The sequence below is a fragment of the Chryseolinea serpens genome (assembly GCF_900129725.1).
Taxonomy (GTDB): Bacteria; Bacteroidota; Bacteroidia; order Cytophagales; family Cyclobacteriaceae; genus Chryseolinea; species Chryseolinea serpens.
In genome coordinates, this window is sequence record NZ_FQWQ01000001.1 from 241977 (window position 1) to 263695 (window position 21719).

Below are 21719 nucleotides of genomic sequence, written 5' to 3' on the forward strand. Positions count from 1 at the left end.
ACGGTGAAAATCAAAAAACATAACAGGAAGAAAGGCTTTTTTTTGAAATCCCCAAGAAAGACCCGGGGTGAGGCAAGAACTAACTATAGAAAGTTGTTAGAACATGGTGTGGAAAATCCCTCACGGTTGAAACATGATCACCGTATTCGGCCCGGGATGCTCCTTCACCATCTTCTTATTTTCCAACGGCGTCCATGGCTGACGGCCAAGCCCCGAGGGATCGGCATAGACACCCAACAGGGTGAATGCGTCGATCGCAAAGGGAACTCCCTCCGCGCCGAGTGGTGAGTTCCGGTCGGCCACGTGCAGGTGAAGGTGGGGGCCGGTGGTCTGACCGGTGAAACCGATGGCTGCGATCACATCTCCTTTCTTCACGCGTTGTCCCGACTTTACGGTGATGCTACCGGGTTGAAGATGCTCGTAGAATACGACCCGGTTGTTGTTGATGGCGATGGCAATATAATTTCCGGTGGCTTTCGAAGCAGGGTAGTCGGGATGGGCAGACAAGGTGAGGCTTTCCATAAAATCGATGCGGGTGGCCACGACCACGCCATCGCTGGCGGCCAGCACGGGGACGCCGTAGCCATACCAATTTCTGGTCGAGTCGCTGTTGCCCTTCGAAAACTGTCCTTGCTGGTCGGGCATGATGAAGTCGATGGCAAAGCGGCCGGGGATGTGTTGTTCGCCGTCGGTGGTGAACATCACCCGCCGGTGACCGCGCTCCCAGGAGGGCTCATAAATGGCCACCCAAGGCCCACCCCGCAACGGCGTGCCTAGCACCACGGGCGAGGTTTTCGAATGTTGGATTTTGCCGCCTTCTACGGAGAAGGATCGTTTTGCGGCCGCTTGATTCAACGCGTCGACCTCAAGCCGATGAATAAGATGCACACCCGCATCGGCCTGTTTCAACGCTATTTCAAGATAGATAATCCCTGATCCATCTGGATTCAACACACCCTTTCTTCCTTTGTGTGTTCCATCGAGGCTGCCGTAGCGCCGGCTTAGATCGTCCCGGTTAAAGGTGGCGACAACGGAATGGTCACTGGTCTGGATCACCTCCAAGGTTTTTAGTTCCAGGGAGTCGTTCAATAAGTTGTCTAAGAGGAGTTCATAATAAACCATAGACTTTCCATCGATCACCGTGGGCTGTGGGGTCTCCAGAACCCGTAGGTTGAAGGCTGGCGGTGTTGACTGGGCCAACGCTTTCGCCAGGCTTGCTACACAGAGGAGGAACAGAAAGCAGGATTTTGAAGCGCTCATTACGAATGGAGTCCGTTTGCCCATGTCTTGATGAATACGACAGTTTTTATCGAAAGATCAATCCGATGCGTCACTTTATTGGTTTCTCCAATCGAAGCACGAGTCCTTCCATTTCCATATTCTTATGGGGATTGGATTGATCCGCCAGGCTGATCTCCACCGTGATGAATTTTTTCGATTTCAGAGCGACGTCCATTAAATGCCTTGACTGTTCGGATATGCCTTGGATTTGGTAGCTCTCTAACGTAGTGGTTGATTCTTGCCCGTCAATTTTGATTCGCAATACCTTTTCTTCGCCTTTAGGAAGTTGCTGCAGCACTAGGGTGTATTTACCCTCGGGGGCGTCCTCAACGAACCATTCCATCTTTATGAGGGTAGGCTTGGTCGAATTATAATCGCGTCCGCTATAGCTATGATAACTTATGGCATTGTCTGGTGTCAATAGATAAGACCCGGCAGGGGTGGCCGCCACCGTTTTGGATGGCGTGTATTGTAACTCACCCTCATACTCCAACGCAACAACATCGACAAGCGCTTTTGATTTCTGTTTACCTACATCGATTTTCCATTCACCATTTTCCTGGCTGAAAGAAAGATCTTTCGATTTGTCCGATAACCGGTAAGCTTTTGTCACCTTGGACTGGAGTCCTTTCAAAATCAACTTGCCGTCTGCAGGCCCGTTCAACAAGAACAAATATTCTTTGCCCGGTTTGCTGGTCAGTACTCCCCAGGTTTGTTCGGGCAGGAGGGAAGCTGTAGTGTTATAGATACCTTCACTATTCTGCTTAAACCAAGCACCCATTGTTAAGAGCACGTCCCGCTCGAAGGGAACGATCCCGCCATCGCCCATGGGACCGATGTTCAGCAAATAGTTGCCGCCGGCGCTCACCACCTTGATGAGGGACGTGAGCTTTTCCTTTGCTTTTTCCTTGGCGTCACCGCGCACTTGCCAGGAGCGGTAGCCCCAGGTTTCATCAAACATGGAGGCCGGTGTTTGCCACAGGGTGCCCATGCGGAAATCGGGAGAGGCGTTGTCACCCATCACGGCAAAATCGCCCTGGTCGTTCCACAGGCGGCCGCTCAGCAAGCAATCGGGTTGATGTTTTCTGACCATGGCGGCCAACTCCTGGCTTTGTTGCAGGGTGGGCTTGCCCATGTCGAACCAGATCTCCGAGAGCGGGCCGTATTGGGTCACGAGCTCTTCCACTTGGTTTAGGTTGAACTGGTGGTGTGTGGGGGGAATGGAGTCGCTGTTGGTTTCCGAGATCGGCGAGGCGCCGGGGAAATCCCAATCGATGAGTGAGAAGTAAACGCCAAACTTCAAGCCCTGTTTCCGGCACGCATCGGCCAGCTCCTTGATCACGTCGTGTTTGTAGGGCGTGGCGTCGACAATATTGAAATCCGAAAATTTAGTGTGGAACATTGCAAAGCCATCGTGATGTTTGGAAGTGATTACGATCGACTTCATTCCCGCCTGCTTTGCCAGGGACGCAACGGAGTCGGGATTCCATTTCTCCGGATTGAAGCTCTTGGCCAGCGCGTGGAATTCTTCCTTGGTGATCTTTCCGTGCGCGCGGATCTGTTCGCTGTACCCTTTCGTTACCTTCTCATTTTTCCAGACCCCTGCCGGCAGCGAGAACAAACCAAAGTGAATGAACATGGAATACTTCTGATGCTGCCATTCGGCGATGGCTTGCGCAGAGGGCTTGGGTGTCGATTGTACGGGGGCGGCATCCTGGACAGGCTTTTCTTTTTGACAAGCCGTGAAGACCACCAACGCGAGGGCCAGGTGGATAAAGGAATTTATTCTTTTCATGGGGAAGGGAATGATCCAATGGCAATATAATGAAGCCGCTGAATAACCCCAGGCTTAGGCTCTTGCCGGCGCACAGATTTAATCTGATTTATGGTTCCTTGGAGATGGTCGGATGCAGTCAGGGCTAAAGCCCGGAGGAAGAAGGTGTTTTTAACCCTGGCCTAAAGGCCAGGGTTATTCAATTCCGGGACTCAGGTTCATCCCGGACTACATATCTCCAAGTTTATCAGAAAGCCTTCAGGCCAGCGCCTTCCGTGCTTCCCTGTCGGGATCGTTCTTCACGGCACATGTATCGTCGAGGATCATCGTCTCGCCGTTGGCTGCGGTATAGGCAGGCCAGCGCGGCAGCGATCCTCCATTGGGATTACCCGTGCGCATAAAGTTCACCAACGCGTCCGACATTTTGGTTGAAAGTTTGCGCGGTCGTGCGCCGCCGCCTGTGTGCGTGATCATGACGTCGGTGTTGTAGAACCAAAAACAAATATCAGAGCAGTGGAAAGCACGCATCCGGTTGTCGAACAACGGCGGCTGCCAGCCAAACCAGGCCACATACACGCCGGCCGATTGCTTGGATTTTGCATCGGCCAGGGCAATGGCATTCTGACGGTTGCTGGCAATCATAGACCAGATCTCGATCGGCCGTTTATCGGGGAAGGCTTTCGTGTAGGCATCCACAATGCTTCCGGTCTTATCGCCAAAGCGATCTTTGAGTTTATCCTTGACACCGTTGATGTCTATTTTCTCAAGAGCGGAATCGGTCCGGCTCGGCGATTGCTCGTTGAAGGTGGAACAGATGAGCATGGGTACATCCGCCGCAGTAGGAGCGGGCTCGAGGTTGTAGGGATGTTGTGGCAGATAGGTTCCGTCCACAACGGGAGCAAAGCCACCGCCGCCGCCGAACATGGGCAGCTTCAGATCTTCCCTGTACTTGGTGAAGGCCCGCGAGGCAAATTCCAGGTATTGTTTCCAGGGCATTTGCTGGAGCTTATCCATATCGTTGTAGGTGAGGCCGGCTTCCTTCAGAATGTAGGACGCCAGCTTTTCGGCATTGCCCTTCTCTACGGCCTTCAACGAAGATCCGCTCAACGCCACAGCCTTGTGAAACAATCCCTTTGCGGCGGGCATGGCCGTGAGCACGCACACTTTTGCTCCGCCACCCGACTGTCCCATGATGGTGACATTGCCGGGGTCGCCGCCAAAATTGGTGATGTTGTCGCGCACCCATTCCAGGGCGGCCACACAATCCAGCATGCCCACGTTTCCGGAAGCGCCAAACTTCTCGCCGGCCGCGCCAAAGTGTGCATAGCCGAAAGGACCCAGCCGGTGGTTGATGGAAACAAACACGATGTCGTTCTTCCGGGAAAGATTTTCGCCGTGGTATCCGTCCTGTTCAATAGCGTTCCCGTTGGCATATCCGCCGCCGTGCAGCCAAACCATCACGGGCCGTTTCTTGCCGTCGTTGATGGCCGGCGTCCACACGTTTAGTTTCAGACAGTCTTCGCTGACGTCGTCGTAGTTCCAGTGATCCACAAACGAGGCATAGACGTTCGCATATCTTTTTTCCATGTTCTGGGGCGCTGTGTTGCCCCACCACACGGCGGGCAGCACCTCGGTCCACGGTTTGGGTTTCTGAGGGGGCATGAACCGGTTGGCACCGGATGTGTCGGCCCCGTACGGGATGCCCAGGAACGTGTTGATGCCACGCAACATGAAGCCTTTGACTTTACCATAGGCCGTATTCGCCACAGCAATATCGTCTCCGATGAATAATACCTGACCGTCTTTATCGGCATCGTTCCGGCTGCCGGAGGCGATGGCCTGTGGCGCAAAGCCAAGCGCTGCTGCGCTGAGCCCGGCGTTCTGAATAAATTTCCTGCGATTGGTCTTCATGGCTGAAATGAGTTTAGGGGTATGCGTTAATCAAAATCTGGGAGGTGTTCCGCTGGATACCGCCAGGATGTCTTTGTCGGGCTGGTTGCGAACGGCAGGCATGTTGTCGAACATCATGGTGGCGCCAACGGCCTCGCTATACTTTGGCCACTGCGGCAGGCCTTTGTGATTCGGGTCGCCGGTCCGGGCGAAGTTTATCCAGGCCTGGCTCATTTTGTCGGCCAGCGCATAGGCCTCTTTTCCGCCACCGGTCATTTCCTCGCAGCGCGCAATGTTGTTCATGACAAAGGGGATCTCCATACAATGAAAAGCTTTGTAGTCGCCATTGAACACGGGCGACTGCCACGTGAACAAATACATGTATACCGGCGCCGTACCGTTGGACGATTTGGCATTGGCTTCGGCCACCATGCCGGGGCGGAAGAAACCGTCGATATCCACTAAGTCGCTGGCGCGGGTGTCGTTGGGATAGGTCTTTTTCACAGCGGCAAGGTACGCTTCCGTTTTGTCGCCCCACTGTTTTTGCAGATGAGCTTTGGCTTGCTCGGGTGTTGCCTTTCTGAGATCGGGGTTGCGGATCGATGTGATGAACTCATTTTTTGTGGAGCCGATCACCAGCGGAACATTTGCCGAGAGGGCAAGGGCCTTGGGATCGCTCATTTGGTAGGGCAGAAAGTCGCCGTCGAGCGTAGGGCCCCAGCCGAAGCGCAATCCAGCACCGACGGGCTTGCCTTCGGCTGTGAGTTGTTCGCGCACTTTTTGGAGCGCTTTGTTTCCGGCCGCCACCAGTTTGTCGTAGGGCACTTTCGCGATGGAGTCAACACGCGAGGGGATGATGCCCAGCTCGTTCAACACGGCGGCGCCGATCCGTTTCGATATCAGATTGTCCTGGAAGTCGGACCACACGCCGCTTTGCACGATGGCTTTGTGAAACAGTCCTTTTGCCTTGGGCGAACTCATGAGCGTGGTCACTTTTCCACCGCCACCCGATTGTCCAAAGATGGTGACGTTGTTGGGATCGCCGCCAAAATTTGAAATGTTGTCCTTCACCCACTCCAGGGCGGCCACCAGGTCGAGAAAGCTGGCGTTGGCAGAACCTTTGTATTGATCGCCATATTCGGAGAGATCGAGGAATCCGAGGATGTTGAGGCGGTGATTGATCGACACCAGGATCACATCGCCTTTCCGGCTGATCGATTCACCGTCATAGGAGGGCAACTCCTGCGATGATCCGGCGGTGTAACCACCGCCGTGGATCCAGAACATGACGGGCCGTTTCTTGCCGTCGTTGATGGCCGGGGTCCAGACATTCAACCGGAGGCAGTCCTCGTTGGTATAGCCCCAGTCGTGATGAAAAAGAAATTCGCTTTCGTCGTTCACCTGTGTGGTGGGAGTGAGCAGTGGAGAAACAGGACCATACGTCATCGAGCTTCGAATGCCTTCCCAGGGCGTGGGCTTTTGCGGAGCCTGAAAGCGCTTGGCCTGGGCATAGGGAATTCCTTTATAAGCATAGATGCCGTTGTGAATATAACCGCGCACTTTTCCCGAGCGGGTTTGTGCCACAGCAATGTCTTGTCCGTTCTGAATCGGGAGGGTGACGCTTTTTTGTCCGCTGGCATGCAAAGCAGCGAGGACACTCCATAGTACGATGGCGGTAATGATTCTTTTCATAGGGTGGATTCAATGTGTTACGTGTACACAATAATATCTAAATTCATCTTATTTATTTCGTCATGCGATGTGTTTTCCATAGGCGGCAACACGCTTCCCCGGGGCATGCTGGCGGTTGGCGATGTGATGGCCATGACGCAACACGAGCCGTTGATCAAGGCATTTAAACTCCGTTCGCGGCAACATTTGATAAACCCAGGGCATCGGTCGACGCTTTTCGAAGATCCATCTAAGGTTTCCGGCTGCCAATTTCTGCGCGATGGCAAATTACATGCCCGGGGGCATGGTCTTGCGATAGAACTTTTTCATGGCGCGGGGTGCCGTAAACCTGTAGCCGAAGTCAAGGCCGATGTAGCGATTAGCGGTAGAGAGTGTAATGGATTGGAGCGCCGCACGGCTCCAGTCATATTCGAAGCGCAGGCCACCATACATGCGCTGGGATTGATACCCGATGCTGGCCCTGCCTTCAGGTCGAAAGACAAATGCCTGACGCGCACTTGTTTTTTGCTGAGGGGTCTCCAGGTATTTGTAGACGTATAGATTGACCGAAGAGAAGACCACGAAAGAAACAAAGAAACTTCTGCGAAAAACGAGGTTGCCACCCACACCCGGTCCGGCTTCCACCATCACTCTCCGCAGCGTGGTGATGTTGGCAAACGCGGGGTCATAGTAAGGCTGTTGCGTGCGGGTGATGATGGCGGAGTCGCCCGACAACTGGTTGTAGAAGGCGCCGGCCTTGAGCAACAAACCAACCTGGCTCCGGACCTGTCGCTGTGCGAACGTGATCGGCGCGGCGTAGGAATACCGTTTCCAATTGGCATTGTAAATCCCCTCGAACTGAAATTCTTTGCTCATCAGGTCGGGCCGGAGACGATATGAACCGTCGAGGCTTCGGTTGATGGACCCAATGTCGGTGAATCCTTTGATGCGGATGTATTTGAATTGGAAGGAATAAGCGCTGCCCAGGAATTTTATGGTAGCAGTGCGGTAAGCGCTGGGTGTGTAAGCATCATTTTTTTGAAGCCCCGATTTGAGCAGGAAGGCAAAGCCTGCGGCCACGAAGCGATAGCCTGCCGAAAATCCCAGGATGTCGCCCATGCTCGTGCGAAAGTTCGACGCCGCCGGGACCTCCGACGTGCGCGGGCTTAGGTTGAGCCTAACGCCGGGAGAAAGCACATGCACGCCCACCGACAATGCGTTGGGATAGGTTTTTATATAGGCTGTATCCAGCAGCGGGCGCCTGATGCGCAGATGGGGAAAGAACTTCCGGTAGAATTTGTCGGGATGCAGCAACACATTTTCCTGTGCGGCAGCAGCCGTCGGGACCGCGAGAAGTAGGGAGAGCAATACCCAGGGGGCGCTGCAGGATTTCATAGGCGATGCGTGTGCGAAACGATGGAGATAAAGAGGATAAAGAGATAACAGGAAAGCAGCGTCTTTGTTGGACGGACGGAGAGAAAGTTGGACCGGCGGTCAAGCCATCAAAACGTGTTTTGCCGCCCGGCGGCGTCTGTCGAAATTTTTCAACGATCCGTCTAATGTTCAATCCTGACCTGTTCAGGGTAATTTTATCCTGTTGATATTGCGTCGGAAAGCTTCTTCAACTTAAGCCACCGGGTTGAAACTGTTATCAAAAGCATGGGGAGTTTGCTGATGGAAAAGAACAATGAGTTGATTGAAACCGAACATCCGCGCAAAAGCAAAGGTGTAAAAATTGAAAGGGAGGCCTATGCTGCTGCCGCAGATCTGATACTGCGTCAAATCAAACACGACGAAGACGCGACGCTCGCCACCCTCATTGCCGAAGCGGAAAAAACGATGAAGGCCTATCCCAACGTGGCGTGGCTAGTGTTTCATGTGAAGCTCGACCTGGAAGCCAAAGGATTTATCCGGTTGATGCCTTCGCGGCTAAAACGAAATACATTTGTGTTACGGTTAACGCCTAAAGCCAACCGTCAGAAGGGAAAACCTATTGACTTCTATCAATAATATTTTCGCCGGTCATTTTCGGGATTTCCCCCGGGAATACCAGCTCATTCGTTTCAAGCCGGGCAAGCGTTTATTCTGGCGCCTTCACCTTCCTAAAATGTAAATCGGTTTTGCGGTTTACCGTGCCCTTGCTATCTTCCTAAAACAGCATCGACCACATGAAAGCGTGGCTCCTTTCCAAGATCACAAACCTCGACGGGAGAACAGCACCCCTCAATCGGAGCGACGTGCCCATGCCTCATCCCGCGGAGCAAGAAGTGCTCATCAAAGTTTTATGCTGCGGGGTTTGTCATACCGAGCTCGATGAAATAGAGGGCCGCACCCCGCCGCCGGAATATCCAGTCATACCCGGGCACCAGGTGATTGGTGTGGTGCACGACGTTGGAACGAACGCCAGCCGCTTTTGCAAAGGCGACCGGGTGGGTGTGGCCTGGATCTATTCGTCGTGCGGGAAGTGCGAGTACTGCCTGGCAGGAACGGAAAACCTCTGCCCCGATTTCAGGGCCACCGGAAGAGATCATCATGGCGGCTATGCAGAATACTTGACGGTCAACGAAAAATTTGCCTATCCCATCCCCACCGTTTTCTCCGATGCCGAAGCCGCTCCACTGCTCTGTGCAGGGGCCATCGGCTATCGTTCGCTAAAACTTGCCGGACTGTCGGATGGCGACACCCTTGGACTCACCGGGTTTGGCGCGTCGGGTCACCTGGTGTTAAAGCTGGCGCGCCACTTATATCCGCAGAGTGCTATCGATGTTTATGCCCGGAGCACCGAAGAGCAGGAATTCGCCCGGGGACTTGGTGCCCGCTGGGCCGGTGCTTCGACGGACACATCACCATCCCAGGCCAACGCGATCATCGACACGACTCCGGTTTGGTCGACGATCGCGCAAGCGTTGCTGCAGCTGAAGCCTGGGGGGAGGTTGGTGATCAATGCCATTCGAAAGGAGTCTGCCGATCAAAATGCATTGCTCACGCTTCGTTATCAGGATCATTTGTGGATGGAGAAGGAGATAAAATCAGTGGCCAACATTACGCGTGCTGATGTGGAGGAATTTTTGTCGATAGCGGCTGCTATCCCGATAAAGCCGGAAGTGGACGTGTATCCGTTTGAGAAGGCCAATGAGGCGTTAATCGATTTGAAGCACAAGCACGTTCGCGGGGCGAAGGTGTTGGTGTTGTAGATGGTGTATTGAAACGTTTCACCGCCCGCCCTTCGCTGAAGCTTCGGCGTGCAGGCAATGGCGACGTAGAGGAAATACAAGTCCGTTCGCCAACTACGACTGAGCCGGTTATTTGTATTGGTAGAGTTTCAGTTTTTGAATTCCAAAATTGCCGGTTTCGATCCGGAGGTGTCTTCCCTGGTGACTTTGGTCGCCGTTCAGGATCCGCGCCGGTGTCCATTGGTCGTGGTCGAAGTTTCCTTCTTCTATGGTTAGGATTCCGGTCTCGCCTTGGTCGGGGTGGGTGGATGAAAACGTGATGACGACGCCCGTTCCGGCGACTATGAATTCACCGGGAGCCGTTTCGATGACCAGGCAAGCAGTTTGAGGCCACACGTCCTCTTTTGCTTTGGGTGACCATCCCAGGGTGTAATCATGTTTGATGGTGAAGGTGTACGCGCCAAACACGATCGTGTCGGCAGGGGAACTCTTGTCCAGCAGAGCACCGTCCATCGTGTTCGCGCTGGCTTGGGCACCGATGAGTGATGTAAGCTGCGACAAGACGCGATAGCTTTTCCCCAGCGGCTCGTCCTGTGGTGTGGCGGTTGATTCGATCGAGAAAGGGGAGAAGCCAAGGGCGTGATAGTGACCGATGGCATAAAATGCTTTGGCAGCCACAGAGGGTTCGAAGCGTATTTCGGGAATAAACAACGGATTGCCTTCCCGCGTATAGCGATCGTTCCAAAGTTTAAAGTCGGGATTGTAAAAATCGGGCGAAAGAAAGTCGACGGCAGGGGCGCCGGCTTTCCAGATGTCGATGATGTGTGGCAGCGGACCACCGCTGGGATAGTCGCCGGGGATGGCGTTCGGCCTGTTCAACGCGGCATTGACAAACATCGGCAGTGGATAAATTTTCTTACCGGCTTTGGTGACCTGGTTGGTGAAGACGGCGAAATGCCAGGCGATAAAGATCTCATCGGTGGCCAATCCCTTACCGAAGAGCTGCTCCCACGTCCCCTGCGTTTTAAACCCTTCTTTCCCCCAGGCATCCAACACATTTTTTGACAGCGTGCTCTTGTGTTGTTTCAAATACTGAACGAGTGACTGCGGCACTTCCTGTTGAAAAGCTTTTGTGGCATCGGGATGGTAATCCCGCGCACTGGGCAACATGCCGATCTCGTTCTCCACCTGGATCATGATCACGGTTTGATACAACTCATCCTTCTCTTTGACATGTTTGAGCAATGCGCTAAACGCATTGATGTCCGCTTGAAGATTGTTGTTGCTGAACGGCGTAAGAATTTCCTGGGGTCTGCCATTCTTGTCGTGGGCGCGCGGAAAATTTTTATAATCTTTTTTGACCCATGCGGGCACATAGCAGGACATGCTGTTTTTCCAGCTGCCAAACCAAAGCAGAATAAGCTTCAAATCATGTTCCCGAGCGTTGTCGATAAGGCTGTCGAGTAAGGTGAAGTTGTAGCGGCCTTTCTCTGGTTCGATCAGCTCCCAATATACCGGGGTTAGCACGGTGTTGCAGTGCATGTCCTGCAATTTCTTCCACACGGGCCGCATATACCCCAAATCCGAAGCACTCGAATTTCCCAACTCGCCACCCAACACGAGGAAGGGTTTGTCTTCGACGATCAGTTGTGTGGTCTGGCCTTGTTTTCGGAGCGCTGGGATAGAGTTGAACTTCTTTTGGGCTACGGCCGGGCTGATGGTTGTAATAAGCGTGAGGAGGATAAAATGTCGAAGTTTCATAGTTATGATTTTTTGGGCAGGCGGTACGTCATGTCGCAGGCACAAGCTAATTAAAAACCTACGCCAGTAGTCCAAGACATCCCGAATTTCGAAAGCACTGAAACCGGATAACCTGCGCACGAACTAAAACGGACCCCGGCAAACACTGAATGCCTCGAGCCCATTCAAATGCATCACCACACAGATTCAACGAGCCATCCGCGGGGTTCCTTGATTAAGTGCGAAGATCGAGGAAAGTTGTGCCTGCGGAACGACGTGCTTTTGCAAACGTGCGGAAGTACTTCGTCATGTCGCAGGCACAAGTTTTTTAGAAACCTACGCCAGTAATTCAAGACATCCCGAATTTCGAGAGCACTGAACCCGGATACACTTCACGCCCGATAAAACGAACCTCGGCAAACACCGAATGTGTCACGCCCACTTCAAATGCGGCACAGATACAATGCGCTATCCACGGGGTTCCTTGAAACACGCGCGAAGATCGAGGAAATGCGTGCCTGCGGAACGACGTGCTTTTGTCGAAGGGCCGGCAGTACGCCTCGGTCATGGTTACAAAAGCCTAATGTAATAAATGTTGTCCTAACCCAAGAACTCGACTGCCCCATAACCGCTATCGGCTCCGCTCCATCCTCAAAGCCAACGGTGAATCCTGTATGTGAAAATAATAATATCCGTTTGTATTTTTTACATTAATGATCATCAGGTCATCATCGAGCGACCCCACAAAAACCATCCGTTCTTTAGCTTTGATGTGCCACATCTTGTTGTTCATGGATTCGAGCTCTTTAAACTCCGTCGGCGCACTCACCGGCAGCCGCATCATGAACAAACCATTGGGTTGGAAAATAAACTGCGACCCGATGAGCCCGCGTTTTGTTTTTTCGACGGTCGCCATTTCTTCCGGCGTTTGCTCGATCGGTTCCGTGAAGGCCACCTCCCGGCAGGTCCAGGTGCCAATGATTTGTTCGCGGTTAAACGTCTGCCCGCTCACCAGCGAACGGCAAACAAAGCAAAGCAGCAGGATCAAAATTCTTTTCATGGCGACAGAGGGACTTTCACACGCATAGGTGCGGATAACGAATGGATTTGTCAAAAATTATTCGATGAACCGCCGTGGCCGGAAGGGGATGCCGGCTTGCGTCGGAAACTACCTTGTTCACATTTTCCGAATCTTTGGTGACCAGACGGCGGCCGCAACCCGTCCACCCCAAACCAACTGGTGGAGAAGTGCTGGATCTGTTTCTTTTGCTTGTTCCACAGGAGGAGGGACGGCACGCTGAAAAAAGGTGAATAGCTTCGAAAACCCTACACGCCTTTCTGGACCAATAACAGATTTAGTATGTTTGCAGGCTGGCCTGTTGGTGTTGGGTGTTCAGTTGTTTTTTCTAAATCCACGTATTCGATGTCAACGTTTGGTCGCTGTTTTCTAACCCTTGTTAGCGCATTGTTTTCCCTGGCGGCTGCCGCGCAGTGCAACGATTGGGAGCAACTGATCTATTATAAACACGTAACCATCGATGATGTGGCGCGCGACCGGTTCGACAACCTCTACGTGGCCGGAAGCTATCACATCGACGACTTCGTCCTTGGTCCCTACACGTTCCCTATTCCTACCAATGGTCACGGGGCCTTTATCGCCAAGTACGACAAAAACTTTTCGCTGGTGTGGGCAACAAACCCGGTTACGGCCGATGCCGCCTTCGCTTCCGAAATTGAAGTAGACGCCAACGACAACGTTGTGGTGGCCGGGATCTTCTACACCTCCATTACCTTCGACTGCATTGCACTGACCAGCACGGGCCGCTCGGATATCTTTGTCGTGAACTACACCCCCGACGGCCTCCCCCTGTGGGCGACAAGTTCCACCGGAGCGGACGACGAAAACCCGGCAGGCCTCACCATATCCGACAATGGGAACATCATTTTGGCAGCAATCTTTGTTGAGAAGAGCAGTGCTACCGCGGGACTGCCGGACCACCACATCACCATGGGCGGCGTGCCGATCATCACCGGGGCAGTCAACCAGGTCGACGCTGGATACGATTCTTTTGTGGCAGCCATCCGCCCAAACGGGACCGTGGCCTGGACCAAAGGCGTCGGCGGTGAAGGCAACTCATACGATTATATCCAGGACATCAAAACCGACTCGCACGACAACGTGATCTTTACCGGCTACTTCGCCTCGCCGGAGATCTCGTTCGACGGTCATATCGTTCATAGCTTTACAGTTTCTGAAAACTTCTTTTTGGTGAAGCTCACACCCGACGGCCATACCCTGTGGGCAAGAGAGAGCGAAGGAGGCGTGGACCAGGGTGGATATGGTGTGGCGGTCGACAGCCAGGACAACATCTTTGTGGCCGGCCGGTTTTACGGCCCGGGTACAAAGTTCGGAACGATCGACATTGTCAACAACGGCGAAGCAGATGCCTTTGTGACAAAAGTAGACCCCGATGGAATTCCCCTGAGTGCCCGCTCCATTGGAGATACGGGGTTCGACTCCGGAACGTAAGTGGAAGTGGATAGCCAGGATCGCGTTTTGGTGTCGGCCTACTACTACAGCTACCTCCTGGACATCGGTCCCTACAGCTCGACAAAACCCGAATTTCAAGCCGATTCTTTTGTCGCCACCCTTTCCAACGACCTGGCTACTGTGGAATGCGCGCGGTTCGTTACGGGCCCGGGAGAAGACATTGTTTGGAACATGGAACTGGACTTCGGCGACAACGCCTGGCTGATGGTCGACAACGTACTTAACACCGGCGCCTCCGTCTTTGGATCAAAGATCGTCGACGATCCCGATGTCTGGTCGGTTGTCGCGTCCGTCGGCAACAATCCTTCGCCTTACGTTAACGATCCGCAGCCGCCGCCGGCCACGGATATCTCGCTGGGGTCTGATGTCACCATATGCCATGGCGAAAAGGTGAAGTTGTCTCCCGGCCAGCGCTGCAATGCGCAATACCTGTGGAGCACGGGCAGCACCAACAGCACAATCGAAGTAACGCAAGCCGGAACGTACTGGGTAGACGTGACCTGGCAAGGCAACACCGTCCACGATGAAGTCGAGGTCTTCAATCCGGCGCCGATCGTGTTCACGCTGGGCAACGATCAGCTGATCTGCCCCGGCAATTCCGTTGCGTGGAATCTTCCCGTTTTTGATGGCGCCACCTATCTATGGAGCGACGGCAGCACCTCCACCACAAAGACCGTGAGCACGACGGGCACCTATTCGGTCAAAGTTTCCAACATCTGCCAAACGGTGAGCGATACCGCGAAGGTAACGGTGAAACTTCCCCCCGTCGTCGATCTTGGAAACGACCTGCAGCTCTGCGTCGGAAAAGAAGCCAGCCTGAACTATGCGGCCGGACCCGGAGAGACCATTCAATGGTCGGATGGAAGCACAGCAACAGCACTAGCGATCACATCACCCGGCACGTATAAGATCACCGTCTCGAACGGATGCACGATCGTTACGGATGAGGTAGGGGTGACCCTAAGCCCTCTGCCGGTCGTAGACCTGGGCGAGGATCAAAAGTTGTGTGATGGAAAAGAAGTGCGCCTCTCGTATGCCGCAAAGACCGGCGAAACCGTGCAATGGTCGGATGGCAGCACATCATCAACCCTCACCATCGAACAAGCCGGAACCTACGGCATCACCGTCACCAACCACTGTGGCGCGGCACAAGACGAAGTGCTGGTCACGATAAAAGATGCCGGAGAATTCCTGATCCCCAACGTGATCACGCCAAACGGCGACAACAAGAACGACTATTTTCAATTGCCTGATCATGTTCAGGACGGTTCACTAACGGTCTACAACCGTTGGGGTGAACGCATTTTTACCACCTCCAGCTACGAAAACAACTGGCCCCAGGCAAGCCTCAGCACAGGCGTATATTTTTATACCCTGCGCAGCAAGTGTATTCCCGATCAGAAAGGGATGATTCAGTTGATCCATTAAGAACACGGAGCAATTCTAAAAAACAACATCCACCTGCAACGCGCAAGGTGGATGTTGGTGTAAAGTGCCAGACGCTATCAGAACTGTCTAATAGTCCGTCTTAGCATAATCATAGATCTTCAATTCATCGACATAAAATTTGCCGGCGATGTTCTGGTCGTTGCCACCAGCGATATCGGCTTGCGCACCAAACAGGGTGCCCCATCCGGCTTCCTGACCGGCGGCAACTTTTTCACCGTTGATGTAGATGCGCATGGTTTCGTTTGTGCCGTTAATACCCGCCCGGTCCCACACCGCGGCCACGTGTAGCCACTGGCCGTTGTAGACGTTGAAGTTTGTACTGCTGATGATGGCTGTGGTACCACCCAGCGTGAGTTCAAACCACAGCGCGTCGGACAGTCCATCTCCAATGTAGTCATAGCTCACAAATCCCAAGCCGCTATCCAATCCATAGGGGCCATCGAAGATGCGATAGGGGTTGTTTGAATAAGCGACGGGCGATTGGTTTTGACGGAAGTAACAGACAATAGCACCTCGCTCGGGGTTGATCACCGTGCCGGGGTCTGTCATGACGACGTTGTGCAGCCGTTGGCCCACGAAATAAGTGCCCGGCGCGATCGTGATACCGTTGCCCTTTTTGGCTGGTGCATATTCGTGGTTGGCCGGGCTATTGAGGCCATCACCGCCGGTGTAGAACGACAAGTCCGGACCCACGCGGCTGTTTAACACTTCGGTGTCGGAACCCAACGTATTCCAAAAGACGAGGTGGCCCTTGCACAAGGTCACGTGGAGTGGCCCTTTTTCGGTTCCCTTGAGATATTGCTTCAGCGCGGTCGCGCTAAACGATTCCTGGTAGGTAGAGTACCCCTTCTTTTCCACGCGAATGGTAAAGTTATCTTCGTAGTCGGGCAGGGTCAGGCGCGTGATCTCGGCGTGAATGCTCCGTTGGAGGAGGAGCCCATGCGACTTGCTGAAGATCGATACCATGGCTTCGGTACACTTGTCTTCCACCGTGTCGCAGACCGACACGGCAATATGAAAATTGAACGTCTTGACATGCGGGAAGTTGAAAGAGGCATACCCGAAATCTTCCGCCCGGTGATCACCAACCGACAACACTTCGGGCACAAATTCGAAAACTTTGCCTTTGCCAACCGGCAACGAAAAGTCGAGCGGGGCGACCACGAGGTTCGCCATGCCGGAGTGTTTATGAGGTGAAGCAAAGAGCACGGCTCCCCACTGGTTGAGCACCACGAAGTCGGACAAGAGATAGTTGCCCGGCAACAGGGATAGGGGCTCGCTGACAAACTTTCCATTGACATTGATCAGCGACAACTTCTTTCCAGTCTGGACAGGTTGGTGTGCAGCATCATTAACAGTAACGACGACAAAAGCGGCTTCCGCCAGGTCGTCTTCGGTTCGACCCGCCATATCAGAAGGGGCGGTATAATGGAAGCTAAACTGTACCTGTTGTTCAACAGGCACGCCTTCGTCCTGTTTCTGACAGGAGAGAAGCAACAACGCACATGCCCAGCCTGTGGCACGTACCAGAGTTTGAGTTAATCTTTTCATAGGGGGGTGTTTAGTATGTAGTCGGATAATTCAGTCGTTCAGACAATAAAAAATAAGTCAACCGGAAAGGAAGGTGAGAACCTTGAGCAACATCCACCCCCGCGACACGCAAGGGTGGATGTTGGTGTCAAGACATGACAGTAGGCGTCAATCAAAACACCTAGTAGTCTGTCTTCGCATAATCATAGATCTTCAACTCATCGACATAGAATTGACGCGCGATGTTGTTGCCGTCGCTGTTGCCACCGGCAATATCGACTTGGGGACCAAACGTGGTGCCCCATCCAAGTTCTTGGCCGGAGGCGGTTTTTTCACCGTTGATATAGATACGCATTCGTTCGGTCGTACCGTTAATGCCCGCCCGGTCCCACACGGCAGCCACGTGGATCCATTGGCCGTTGTAGGCATCGAAGTTCATGCTGTAGACGACGATCGGGGTGGCACCACCGAGCGTGAATACGAATGCCAACGCGTTGGCCAGCCCATCTCCGTTAAAGTCTAAACTTTCAACTCCCAGACCGCTGTCCAATCCATACCCTCCATCGAAGATGCGATACGGGTTTTGCGAATAGGCAACGGGCGATATGTTTTGACGGAAGTAACAGGAAATGGCGCCCCGCTCGGGGTTGATCACCGAACCCGGGTCGGTCATGACAACGTTGTGCGCCCGTTGCAGCACACCATAATAGCCAGGCGCGATCGTGATGCCGTTGCCGACCTGGGCTGGTCCATATTCGTGGTTGGCCGGAATATTGAGACCGTCATTGCCGTTGTAAAACGACAAGCCCGGTCCCACAAGACTGTTCATCACCTCGTCGTCGCTACCCAATGCGTTCCAAAATACAAGGTGGCCCATGCGCAAGGTCACCAGGAGTGGGCCATTTTCGGTGCTGCTAAAATATTGCTTCAGTTGGGCGGTAGTAAACGATTCCTTGTAGGCGGAGTATCCCTCTTTTTCGACCAGTACCGTAAAGGTTTGATCAACGTCGGGCATGGTCAGCAGCGCGGTGGCGGCCGGAATCGTCTGTTGAAGGATGGGCGTATGCGACGGTCCGGAGATCGACACCTTGGCTTCGGTGAGGTTTAGTTTGTTTTCCACGGAGTCGTAGGCCGCCACGGCGATCAGAAAGTCGAAGGTCTTGACATACTGGAAGGTGAACGATGCATACCCGAAATCCTCCGCATGATGCTCGCCTATCGCCACCACCTCGGGAGCAAACTCGGAAACTTCATCTTTGCTGATGGGCATCGAAATGTCGAGCGGGTCGACTACGAGGTAGGCCAAGTCGGAGCCTTCACGCGGCGTGGCAAGCATCACGCCTCCCCATTTGTCTGTCACCAGGAATTCGGTTATGAAATAATTGCCCGGCAAAAGGGAGATAGGTTCACTGATGAGCTTTCCGTTGAAATTGATCAGGGGCAACATCCTGGCCTTCACCGGTTGGTGTGCCGCATCACTAACTTTAACGAAGATAAAAGCGGCTCCTGCGAGAACGTCTTCGGTTCGGCCGCCCGTGACAGAAGGCGCGGTATAATGGAAGCTAAATTGTACCGGTTGTTCAACCGGAACGCCTTCGTCCTGTTTCTGGCAGGAGAGAAGCAACAACGCACATGCCCAGCCTGAGACACGTACCAGACGTTGAGGTAATCTTTTCATAGGGGGGTTGTTTAAGTATGAAATCGAAAAATTCAGTCGCGTTCGGACAATAAATAAATCAACCGGAAAAGGAAAGAAGGGTGTGACCATCGAGCGGCCTTGCGTGCTTGGCTCCGCGCAAGGGAGCTCAGTGAGAAGAAAGAGAATGCCTGCTACACAATACTACACGGCGCTTTATAACCGTTTCTAACATCAATCGTTTTTATGAACACGAGTTCATTTCGAAATCTCCACAAACACAATGGGTTTGTCAATAGAAAAAAAATATATCGTATGTGGCGTTGGAAGAACGACTGACGCGAGGAATCAAATCAAATTATTTTGCGTGCTTGTGGATTTGGAGTGGCTCTCGGAGTGCTGCAAAAAGTGAACCAGCCTGTGGATAATGCTCCCTGTTTATACGGATGATGCGTTAAAATAAATAGTTACGCTATAGTGTCGATAATAAAGACGATTTAAGCCTCAAACTAATTGGATGGGCTCGACCAAAGAATTGTCAAAAATGACAGTCTTCAACACCGTGTTATGCGCCTTCACTTCCGCAATCAGCTTGTCTTTGTCCGCATCTTCACCAATGCAAATCTTCTCGCCATCGGTCGTCTTTAAAAAAGCCTTGTAATGCTGATTGTGGATGTCGATTGTCCGCGTCAGTTGTCTGAAGGTCTGGACGCTGTTTACCCGGTTGATGAAAATCTTTTCCAGTCCCTGGAACTTGTATTTATCAAGATAGATATTTCCAAAGATCCATAAGCCCTCACGGACTTCCTGCTTGTCCATGTCCACCACGAGGACCGTCTTGACCAGCCAGATCAACACGGCGATAAGGTTCATAATCAAATAGACGTGCAGACCAACGGTAAAGAACGTAAGCGAAATAATTTTGTAGAGGGTTGCTAAAAATATCATTACGCCGACGATCTTGACCCAGGTTGGGGAAAGATCTTTTTTAAGAACTAACACTCTTTTCATTGTTGATCTAGGTTGTTGAGACATCATCCCGACTTCTTCACAAACTGAGTAAGGATCACGATCTGTTGCCCGCTAACTTTTCCCTCAATCTGCCCGGCATTGTCTTCTACCAGGGTGATGCCCCGCACGGCAGTGCCGCGCTTGGCGGTGAAGCCACCGCCCTTTACGTCCAGATCCTTTATGAGCACGACGGTATCGCCGGCCTGCAAGATGGTTCCGTTGCTGTCTTTGTGGATCACCATTTCATCGGCTGTTGTGTCCGCGTCTTCAGTGCCGGCTTTTGCCCAGGCCAGGGTTTCGTCGTCCAGGTAGAGCATGTCGAGTAGGTCTTGGGGCCAGCCTTCGTGGCGAAGGGCCTGCAGTAAACGCCAGGCCATGACCTGCACGGCAGGGACGGTGCTCCACATGCTGGTGTTCAAGCATCGCCAGTGGTTCACGTCGCCTTGGGTGGGAGCGTGGATTTGGTTGAGACAGGTTTGACAGAGGAGAACGTTTTTGTCGGCATCGGTGGAAGCCGGTGTAACGGCATGGGCTTGCAGGGCGTTTGTGCTGCCGCACAATTCACAGACGGATCCGCTCCGTTCGTGTAGTTTTTGTTCTAGCGTCATGAGGCGTGATAATGCCGCGAAAATAGGTATAAAAATATTGAATTCCAGTCCGAATGTTTTCCGGTTGGTTTGGGGTGATTGAGCTCATCTTCGAGCCGAATGAACGTTCTGATATTTTGACAGGCACTCGCGGTCACAGGTTGGGATATGAAGAGCAGGTGAGGGGTCAATCCTCATACCGTTCGAGACGATTTTTCAATAGCATGATTTCCGCCTGCTGCTCCTCGATGCGTTGCAACAGGTGTATGATCGTATCGATCCCCTCCAGGTTGATGTCCAGGTCGGCGTGTAGCCGTACGATCTTTTCAAGCCTCTCAAGTTGCACATTGGGGACGAACAGCGTTTCTTCTATCGTCACCGTTTCGATCATGCCGTGTTCTTCCAGGGTGCGGATGAAGGAGACCTCGAGGTTGTGGTGAATACAAAAATCACGGGCGGGGATCATATCGTGGAGTTCCATGGTGGTCTATTTAAGCTGTGATAGTTCTGTGAAGAGTTCGCGTTGTTTGTCGGTGAGGTTTGTCGGGAGCTTCACGTCGAAGGTGACGTAGAGGTCGCCGGTTTGGCCTTCTTTTTTGTAGACGGGGAAGCCTTTTCCTTTCAGTCTCACCTTGGTGCCGGGTTGGGTCTCGGGGTTCACTTTCAGTTTCACTTTGCCGCTCAGCGTGTCGAGGGTGGTTTCGCCTCCCAGCACGGCCGTGTAGAGATCGATGGTGGCGGTGGCAAACAGGTCGTCGCCCGAGCGTTTGAAGGTGGGGTGTGGGGCGATCTGGAAGGTGATGTAGAGGTCACCGGCCGGGCCGCCGTTGGCTCCGGGGGCGCCGTAGCCTTTCAGTTTTATGATCTGGCCGTTCTCGATGCCCGCGGGGATGGTGATACGGATGTTTTTGCCGTTCACCGTCAGGGTTTGCTGGTGGGTAGTCATGGCTTCTTCCAGGGTCTGGTGGAGTTCGGCGTTGAAGTCTTGGCCGCGGAAACGGGCTTGTTGTTGGTGTCGTGCGGCGTCGCCGAACATGGATTCGAAGAAGCTGGAGAAGTCGCCGCCTTCGTCGGAGAAGTCGTAGCCGGTGGTGGTGTGGTGTTCCGGGCGGGGGCGGCTTTGGCGTTGTTGTTCGAAGTGTTCGGCGTGTTGCCAGTCTTTGCCGGATTGGTCATACTTCTTGCGCTTCTCGGGGTCGCTGAGCACTTCGTTGGCTTCGTTGATCTCCTGGAATTTTTTGTGGGCCTCTTTGTCGTTCGGGTTCAGGTCGGGGTGGAGCTTGCGGGCCAGTTTGCGATAGGCCTTTTTGATGTCGTCGGCCGACGCGGTTTTGTCGATCCCCAGAATTTTGTAGTAGTCGATAAATTCCATAGGTGGGCAGTTATGCTGTACCTAAAAATAACGTATTCGCCTGTCGGAATGTTA

Annotated in this window: 17 protein-coding genes; 4 read left to right on the plus strand and 13 right to left on the minus strand. The window is 53.1% G+C overall.

Features of this window, described 5'->3' with window-relative positions:
• Nucleotides 1-120: 120 nt before the first annotated feature.
• The 5 genes from BUB30_RS00870 to BUB30_RS00890 form a co-directional block, all read right to left on the minus strand.
• Nucleotides 121-1260, minus strand: coding sequence for a M23 family metallopeptidase (locus BUB30_RS00870; protein ID WP_178376986.1), 1140 nt, complete (start codon nt 1258-1260; stop codon nt 121-123).
• A gap of 70 nt (nt 1261-1330) precedes the next feature.
• The gene (locus tag BUB30_RS00875; RefSeq protein ID WP_073129969.1) at nt 1331-3076 is read right to left on the minus strand and encodes an alpha-L-fucosidase; all 1746 of its coding nucleotides are present in this window, start codon (nt 3074-3076) and stop codon (nt 1331-1333) included.
• Nucleotides 3077-3313: 237 nt separating this feature from the next.
• Nucleotides 3314-4966, minus strand: a complete 1653-nt coding sequence (locus tag BUB30_RS00880; RefSeq protein WP_073129971.1) for a carboxylesterase/lipase family protein — start codon at nt 4964-4966, stop codon at nt 3314-3316.
• Nucleotides 4967-4996: 30 nt separating this feature from the next.
• A complete protein-coding gene (locus BUB30_RS00885; RefSeq protein WP_073129974.1) occupies nt 4997-6637 on the minus strand; it encodes a carboxylesterase/lipase family protein in 1641 nt (546 codons plus the stop codon).
• A 267-nt stretch (nt 6638-6904) separates the two neighbouring features.
• Nucleotides 6905-8011 carry a DUF4421 family protein gene (locus tag BUB30_RS00890; RefSeq protein WP_073129977.1) on the minus strand — a complete coding sequence of 369 codons (1107 nt, stop codon included), beginning with the start codon at nt 8009-8011 and terminating at the stop codon, nt 6905-6907.
• Nucleotides 8012-8290: 279 nt separating this feature from the next.
• Between BUB30_RS00890 and BUB30_RS00895 the strand changes: the two genes are divergently transcribed.
• Nucleotides 8291-8626, plus strand: coding sequence for a DUF6958 family protein (locus BUB30_RS00895; RefSeq protein ID WP_073129980.1), 336 nt, complete (start codon nt 8291-8293; stop codon nt 8624-8626).
• A gap of 158 nt (nt 8627-8784) precedes the next feature.
• On the plus strand, nt 8785-9810 hold the full coding sequence (locus BUB30_RS00900; protein WP_073129983.1) for a zinc-dependent alcohol dehydrogenase family protein: 1026 nt from the start codon (nt 8785-8787) through the stop codon (nt 9808-9810).
• A 108-nt stretch (nt 9811-9918) separates the two neighbouring features.
• Here the strand turns inward: BUB30_RS00900 and BUB30_RS00905 are convergent, their stop codons facing one another.
• Both BUB30_RS00905 and BUB30_RS00910 read right to left on the minus strand, forming a co-directional pair.
• Nucleotides 9919-11550 carry a GH35 family beta-galactosidase gene (locus BUB30_RS00905; protein ID WP_073129986.1) on the minus strand — a complete coding sequence of 544 codons (1632 nt, stop codon included), beginning with the start codon at nt 11548-11550 and terminating at the stop codon, nt 9919-9921.
• A 610-nt stretch (nt 11551-12160) separates the two neighbouring features.
• Complete coding sequence (locus BUB30_RS00910) at nt 12161-12589, minus strand: hypothetical protein (protein WP_143164717.1); 429 nt, start codon at nt 12587-12589, stop codon at nt 12161-12163.
• A gap of 363 nt (nt 12590-12952) precedes the next feature.
• Here BUB30_RS00910 and BUB30_RS00915 point away from each other — a divergent pair, with 363 nt between their 5' ends.
• Both BUB30_RS00915 and BUB30_RS00920 read left to right on the plus strand, forming a co-directional pair.
• Entirely contained in the window at nt 12953-14059 is a 1107-nt protein-coding gene (locus BUB30_RS00915; protein WP_143164718.1) for a hypothetical protein, read from the plus strand.
• Nucleotides 14060-15508 (plus strand): T9SS type B sorting domain-containing protein, encoded by a 1449-nt coding sequence (locus BUB30_RS00920; RefSeq protein ID WP_073129995.1) that lies wholly within the window; start codon nt 14060-14062, stop codon nt 15506-15508.
• A gap of 87 nt (nt 15509-15595) precedes the next feature.
• Here the strand turns inward: BUB30_RS00920 and BUB30_RS00925 are convergent, their stop codons facing one another.
• From BUB30_RS00925 to BUB30_RS00950, 6 genes are all read right to left on the minus strand, one after another.
• On the minus strand, nt 15596-17080 hold the full coding sequence (locus BUB30_RS00925; protein WP_084137821.1) for a LamG-like jellyroll fold domain-containing protein: 1485 nt from the start codon (nt 17078-17080) through the stop codon (nt 15596-15598).
• A 160-nt stretch (nt 17081-17240) separates the two neighbouring features.
• Nucleotides 17241-18737 (minus strand): LamG-like jellyroll fold domain-containing protein, encoded by a 1497-nt coding sequence (locus BUB30_RS00930; protein ID WP_073130000.1) that lies wholly within the window; start codon nt 18735-18737, stop codon nt 17241-17243.
• Nucleotides 18738-19199: 462 nt separating this feature from the next.
• A complete protein-coding gene (locus BUB30_RS00935) occupies nt 19200-19706 on the minus strand; it encodes a hypothetical protein (protein ID WP_143164720.1) in 507 nt (168 codons plus the stop codon).
• A gap of 23 nt (nt 19707-19729) precedes the next feature.
• Nucleotides 19730-20314: a PhnA domain-containing protein gene (locus tag BUB30_RS00940; protein ID WP_073130009.1), complete on the minus strand. Its 585-nt coding sequence runs from the start codon at nt 20312-20314 to the stop codon at nt 19730-19732.
• Nucleotides 20315-20480: 166 nt separating this feature from the next.
• Entirely contained in the window at nt 20481-20774 is a 294-nt protein-coding gene (locus BUB30_RS00945; RefSeq protein ID WP_073130012.1) for a chaperone modulator CbpM, read from the minus strand.
• Between the two features lie 6 nt (nt 20775-20780).
• Complete coding sequence (locus BUB30_RS00950) at nt 20781-21665, minus strand: DnaJ C-terminal domain-containing protein (RefSeq protein WP_073130015.1); 885 nt, start codon at nt 21663-21665, stop codon at nt 20781-20783.
• Nucleotides 21666-21719: the final 54 nt, after the last annotated feature.

What these genes read in the sequence shown, in the direction of transcription:
- BUB30_RS00930 (WP_073130000.1), bottom strand. Translation starts at nt 18,737, where the DNA reads ATGAAAAGATTACCTCAACGTCTGGTACGTGTCTCAGGCTGGGCATGT.
- BUB30_RS00910 (WP_143164717.1), bottom strand. Translation starts at nt 12,589, where the DNA reads ATGAAAAGAATTTTGATCCTGCTGCTTTGCTTTGTTTGCCGTTCGCTG.
- BUB30_RS00875 (WP_073129969.1), bottom strand. Translation starts at nt 3,076, where the DNA reads ATGAAAAGAATAAATTCCTTTATCCACCTGGCCCTCGCGTTGGTGGTC.
- BUB30_RS00945 (WP_073130012.1), bottom strand. Translation starts at nt 20,774, where the DNA reads ATGGAACTCCACGATATGATCCCCGCCCGTGATTTTTGTATTCACCAC.
- BUB30_RS00915 (WP_143164718.1), top strand. Translation starts at nt 12,953, where the DNA reads ATGTCAACGTTTGGTCGCTGTTTTCTAACCCTTGTTAGCGCATTGTTT.
- BUB30_RS00925 (WP_084137821.1), bottom strand. Translation starts at nt 17,080, where the DNA reads ATGAAAAGATTAACTCAAACTCTGGTACGTGCCACAGGCTGGGCATGT.
- BUB30_RS00935 (WP_143164720.1), bottom strand. Translation starts at nt 19,706, where the DNA reads ATGAAAAGAGTGTTAGTTCTTAAAAAAGATCTTTCCCCAACCTGGGTC.
- BUB30_RS00870 (WP_178376986.1), bottom strand. Translation starts at nt 1,260, where the DNA reads ATGAGCGCTTCAAAATCCTGCTTTCTGTTCCTCCTCTGTGTAGCAAGC.
- BUB30_RS00890 (WP_073129977.1), bottom strand. Translation starts at nt 8,011, where the DNA reads ATGAAATCCTGCAGCGCCCCCTGGGTATTGCTCTCCCTACTTCTCGCG.
- BUB30_RS00950 (WP_073130015.1), bottom strand. Translation starts at nt 21,665, where the DNA reads ATGGAATTTATCGACTACTACAAAATTCTGGGGATCGACAAAACCGCG.
- BUB30_RS00880 (WP_073129971.1), bottom strand. Translation starts at nt 4,966, where the DNA reads ATGAAGACCAATCGCAGGAAATTTATTCAGAACGCCGGGCTCAGCGCA.
- BUB30_RS00885 (WP_073129974.1), bottom strand. Translation starts at nt 6,637, where the DNA reads ATGAAAAGAATCATTACCGCCATCGTACTATGGAGTGTCCTCGCTGCT.
- BUB30_RS00895 (WP_073129980.1), top strand. Translation starts at nt 8,291, where the DNA reads ATGGAAAAGAACAATGAGTTGATTGAAACCGAACATCCGCGCAAAAGC.
- BUB30_RS00905 (WP_073129986.1), bottom strand. Translation starts at nt 11,550, where the DNA reads ATGAAACTTCGACATTTTATCCTCCTCACGCTTATTACAACCATCAGC.
- BUB30_RS00900 (WP_073129983.1), top strand. Translation starts at nt 8,785, where the DNA reads ATGAAAGCGTGGCTCCTTTCCAAGATCACAAACCTCGACGGGAGAACA.
- BUB30_RS00940 (WP_073130009.1), bottom strand. Translation starts at nt 20,314, where the DNA reads ATGACGCTAGAACAAAAACTACACGAACGGAGCGGATCCGTCTGTGAA.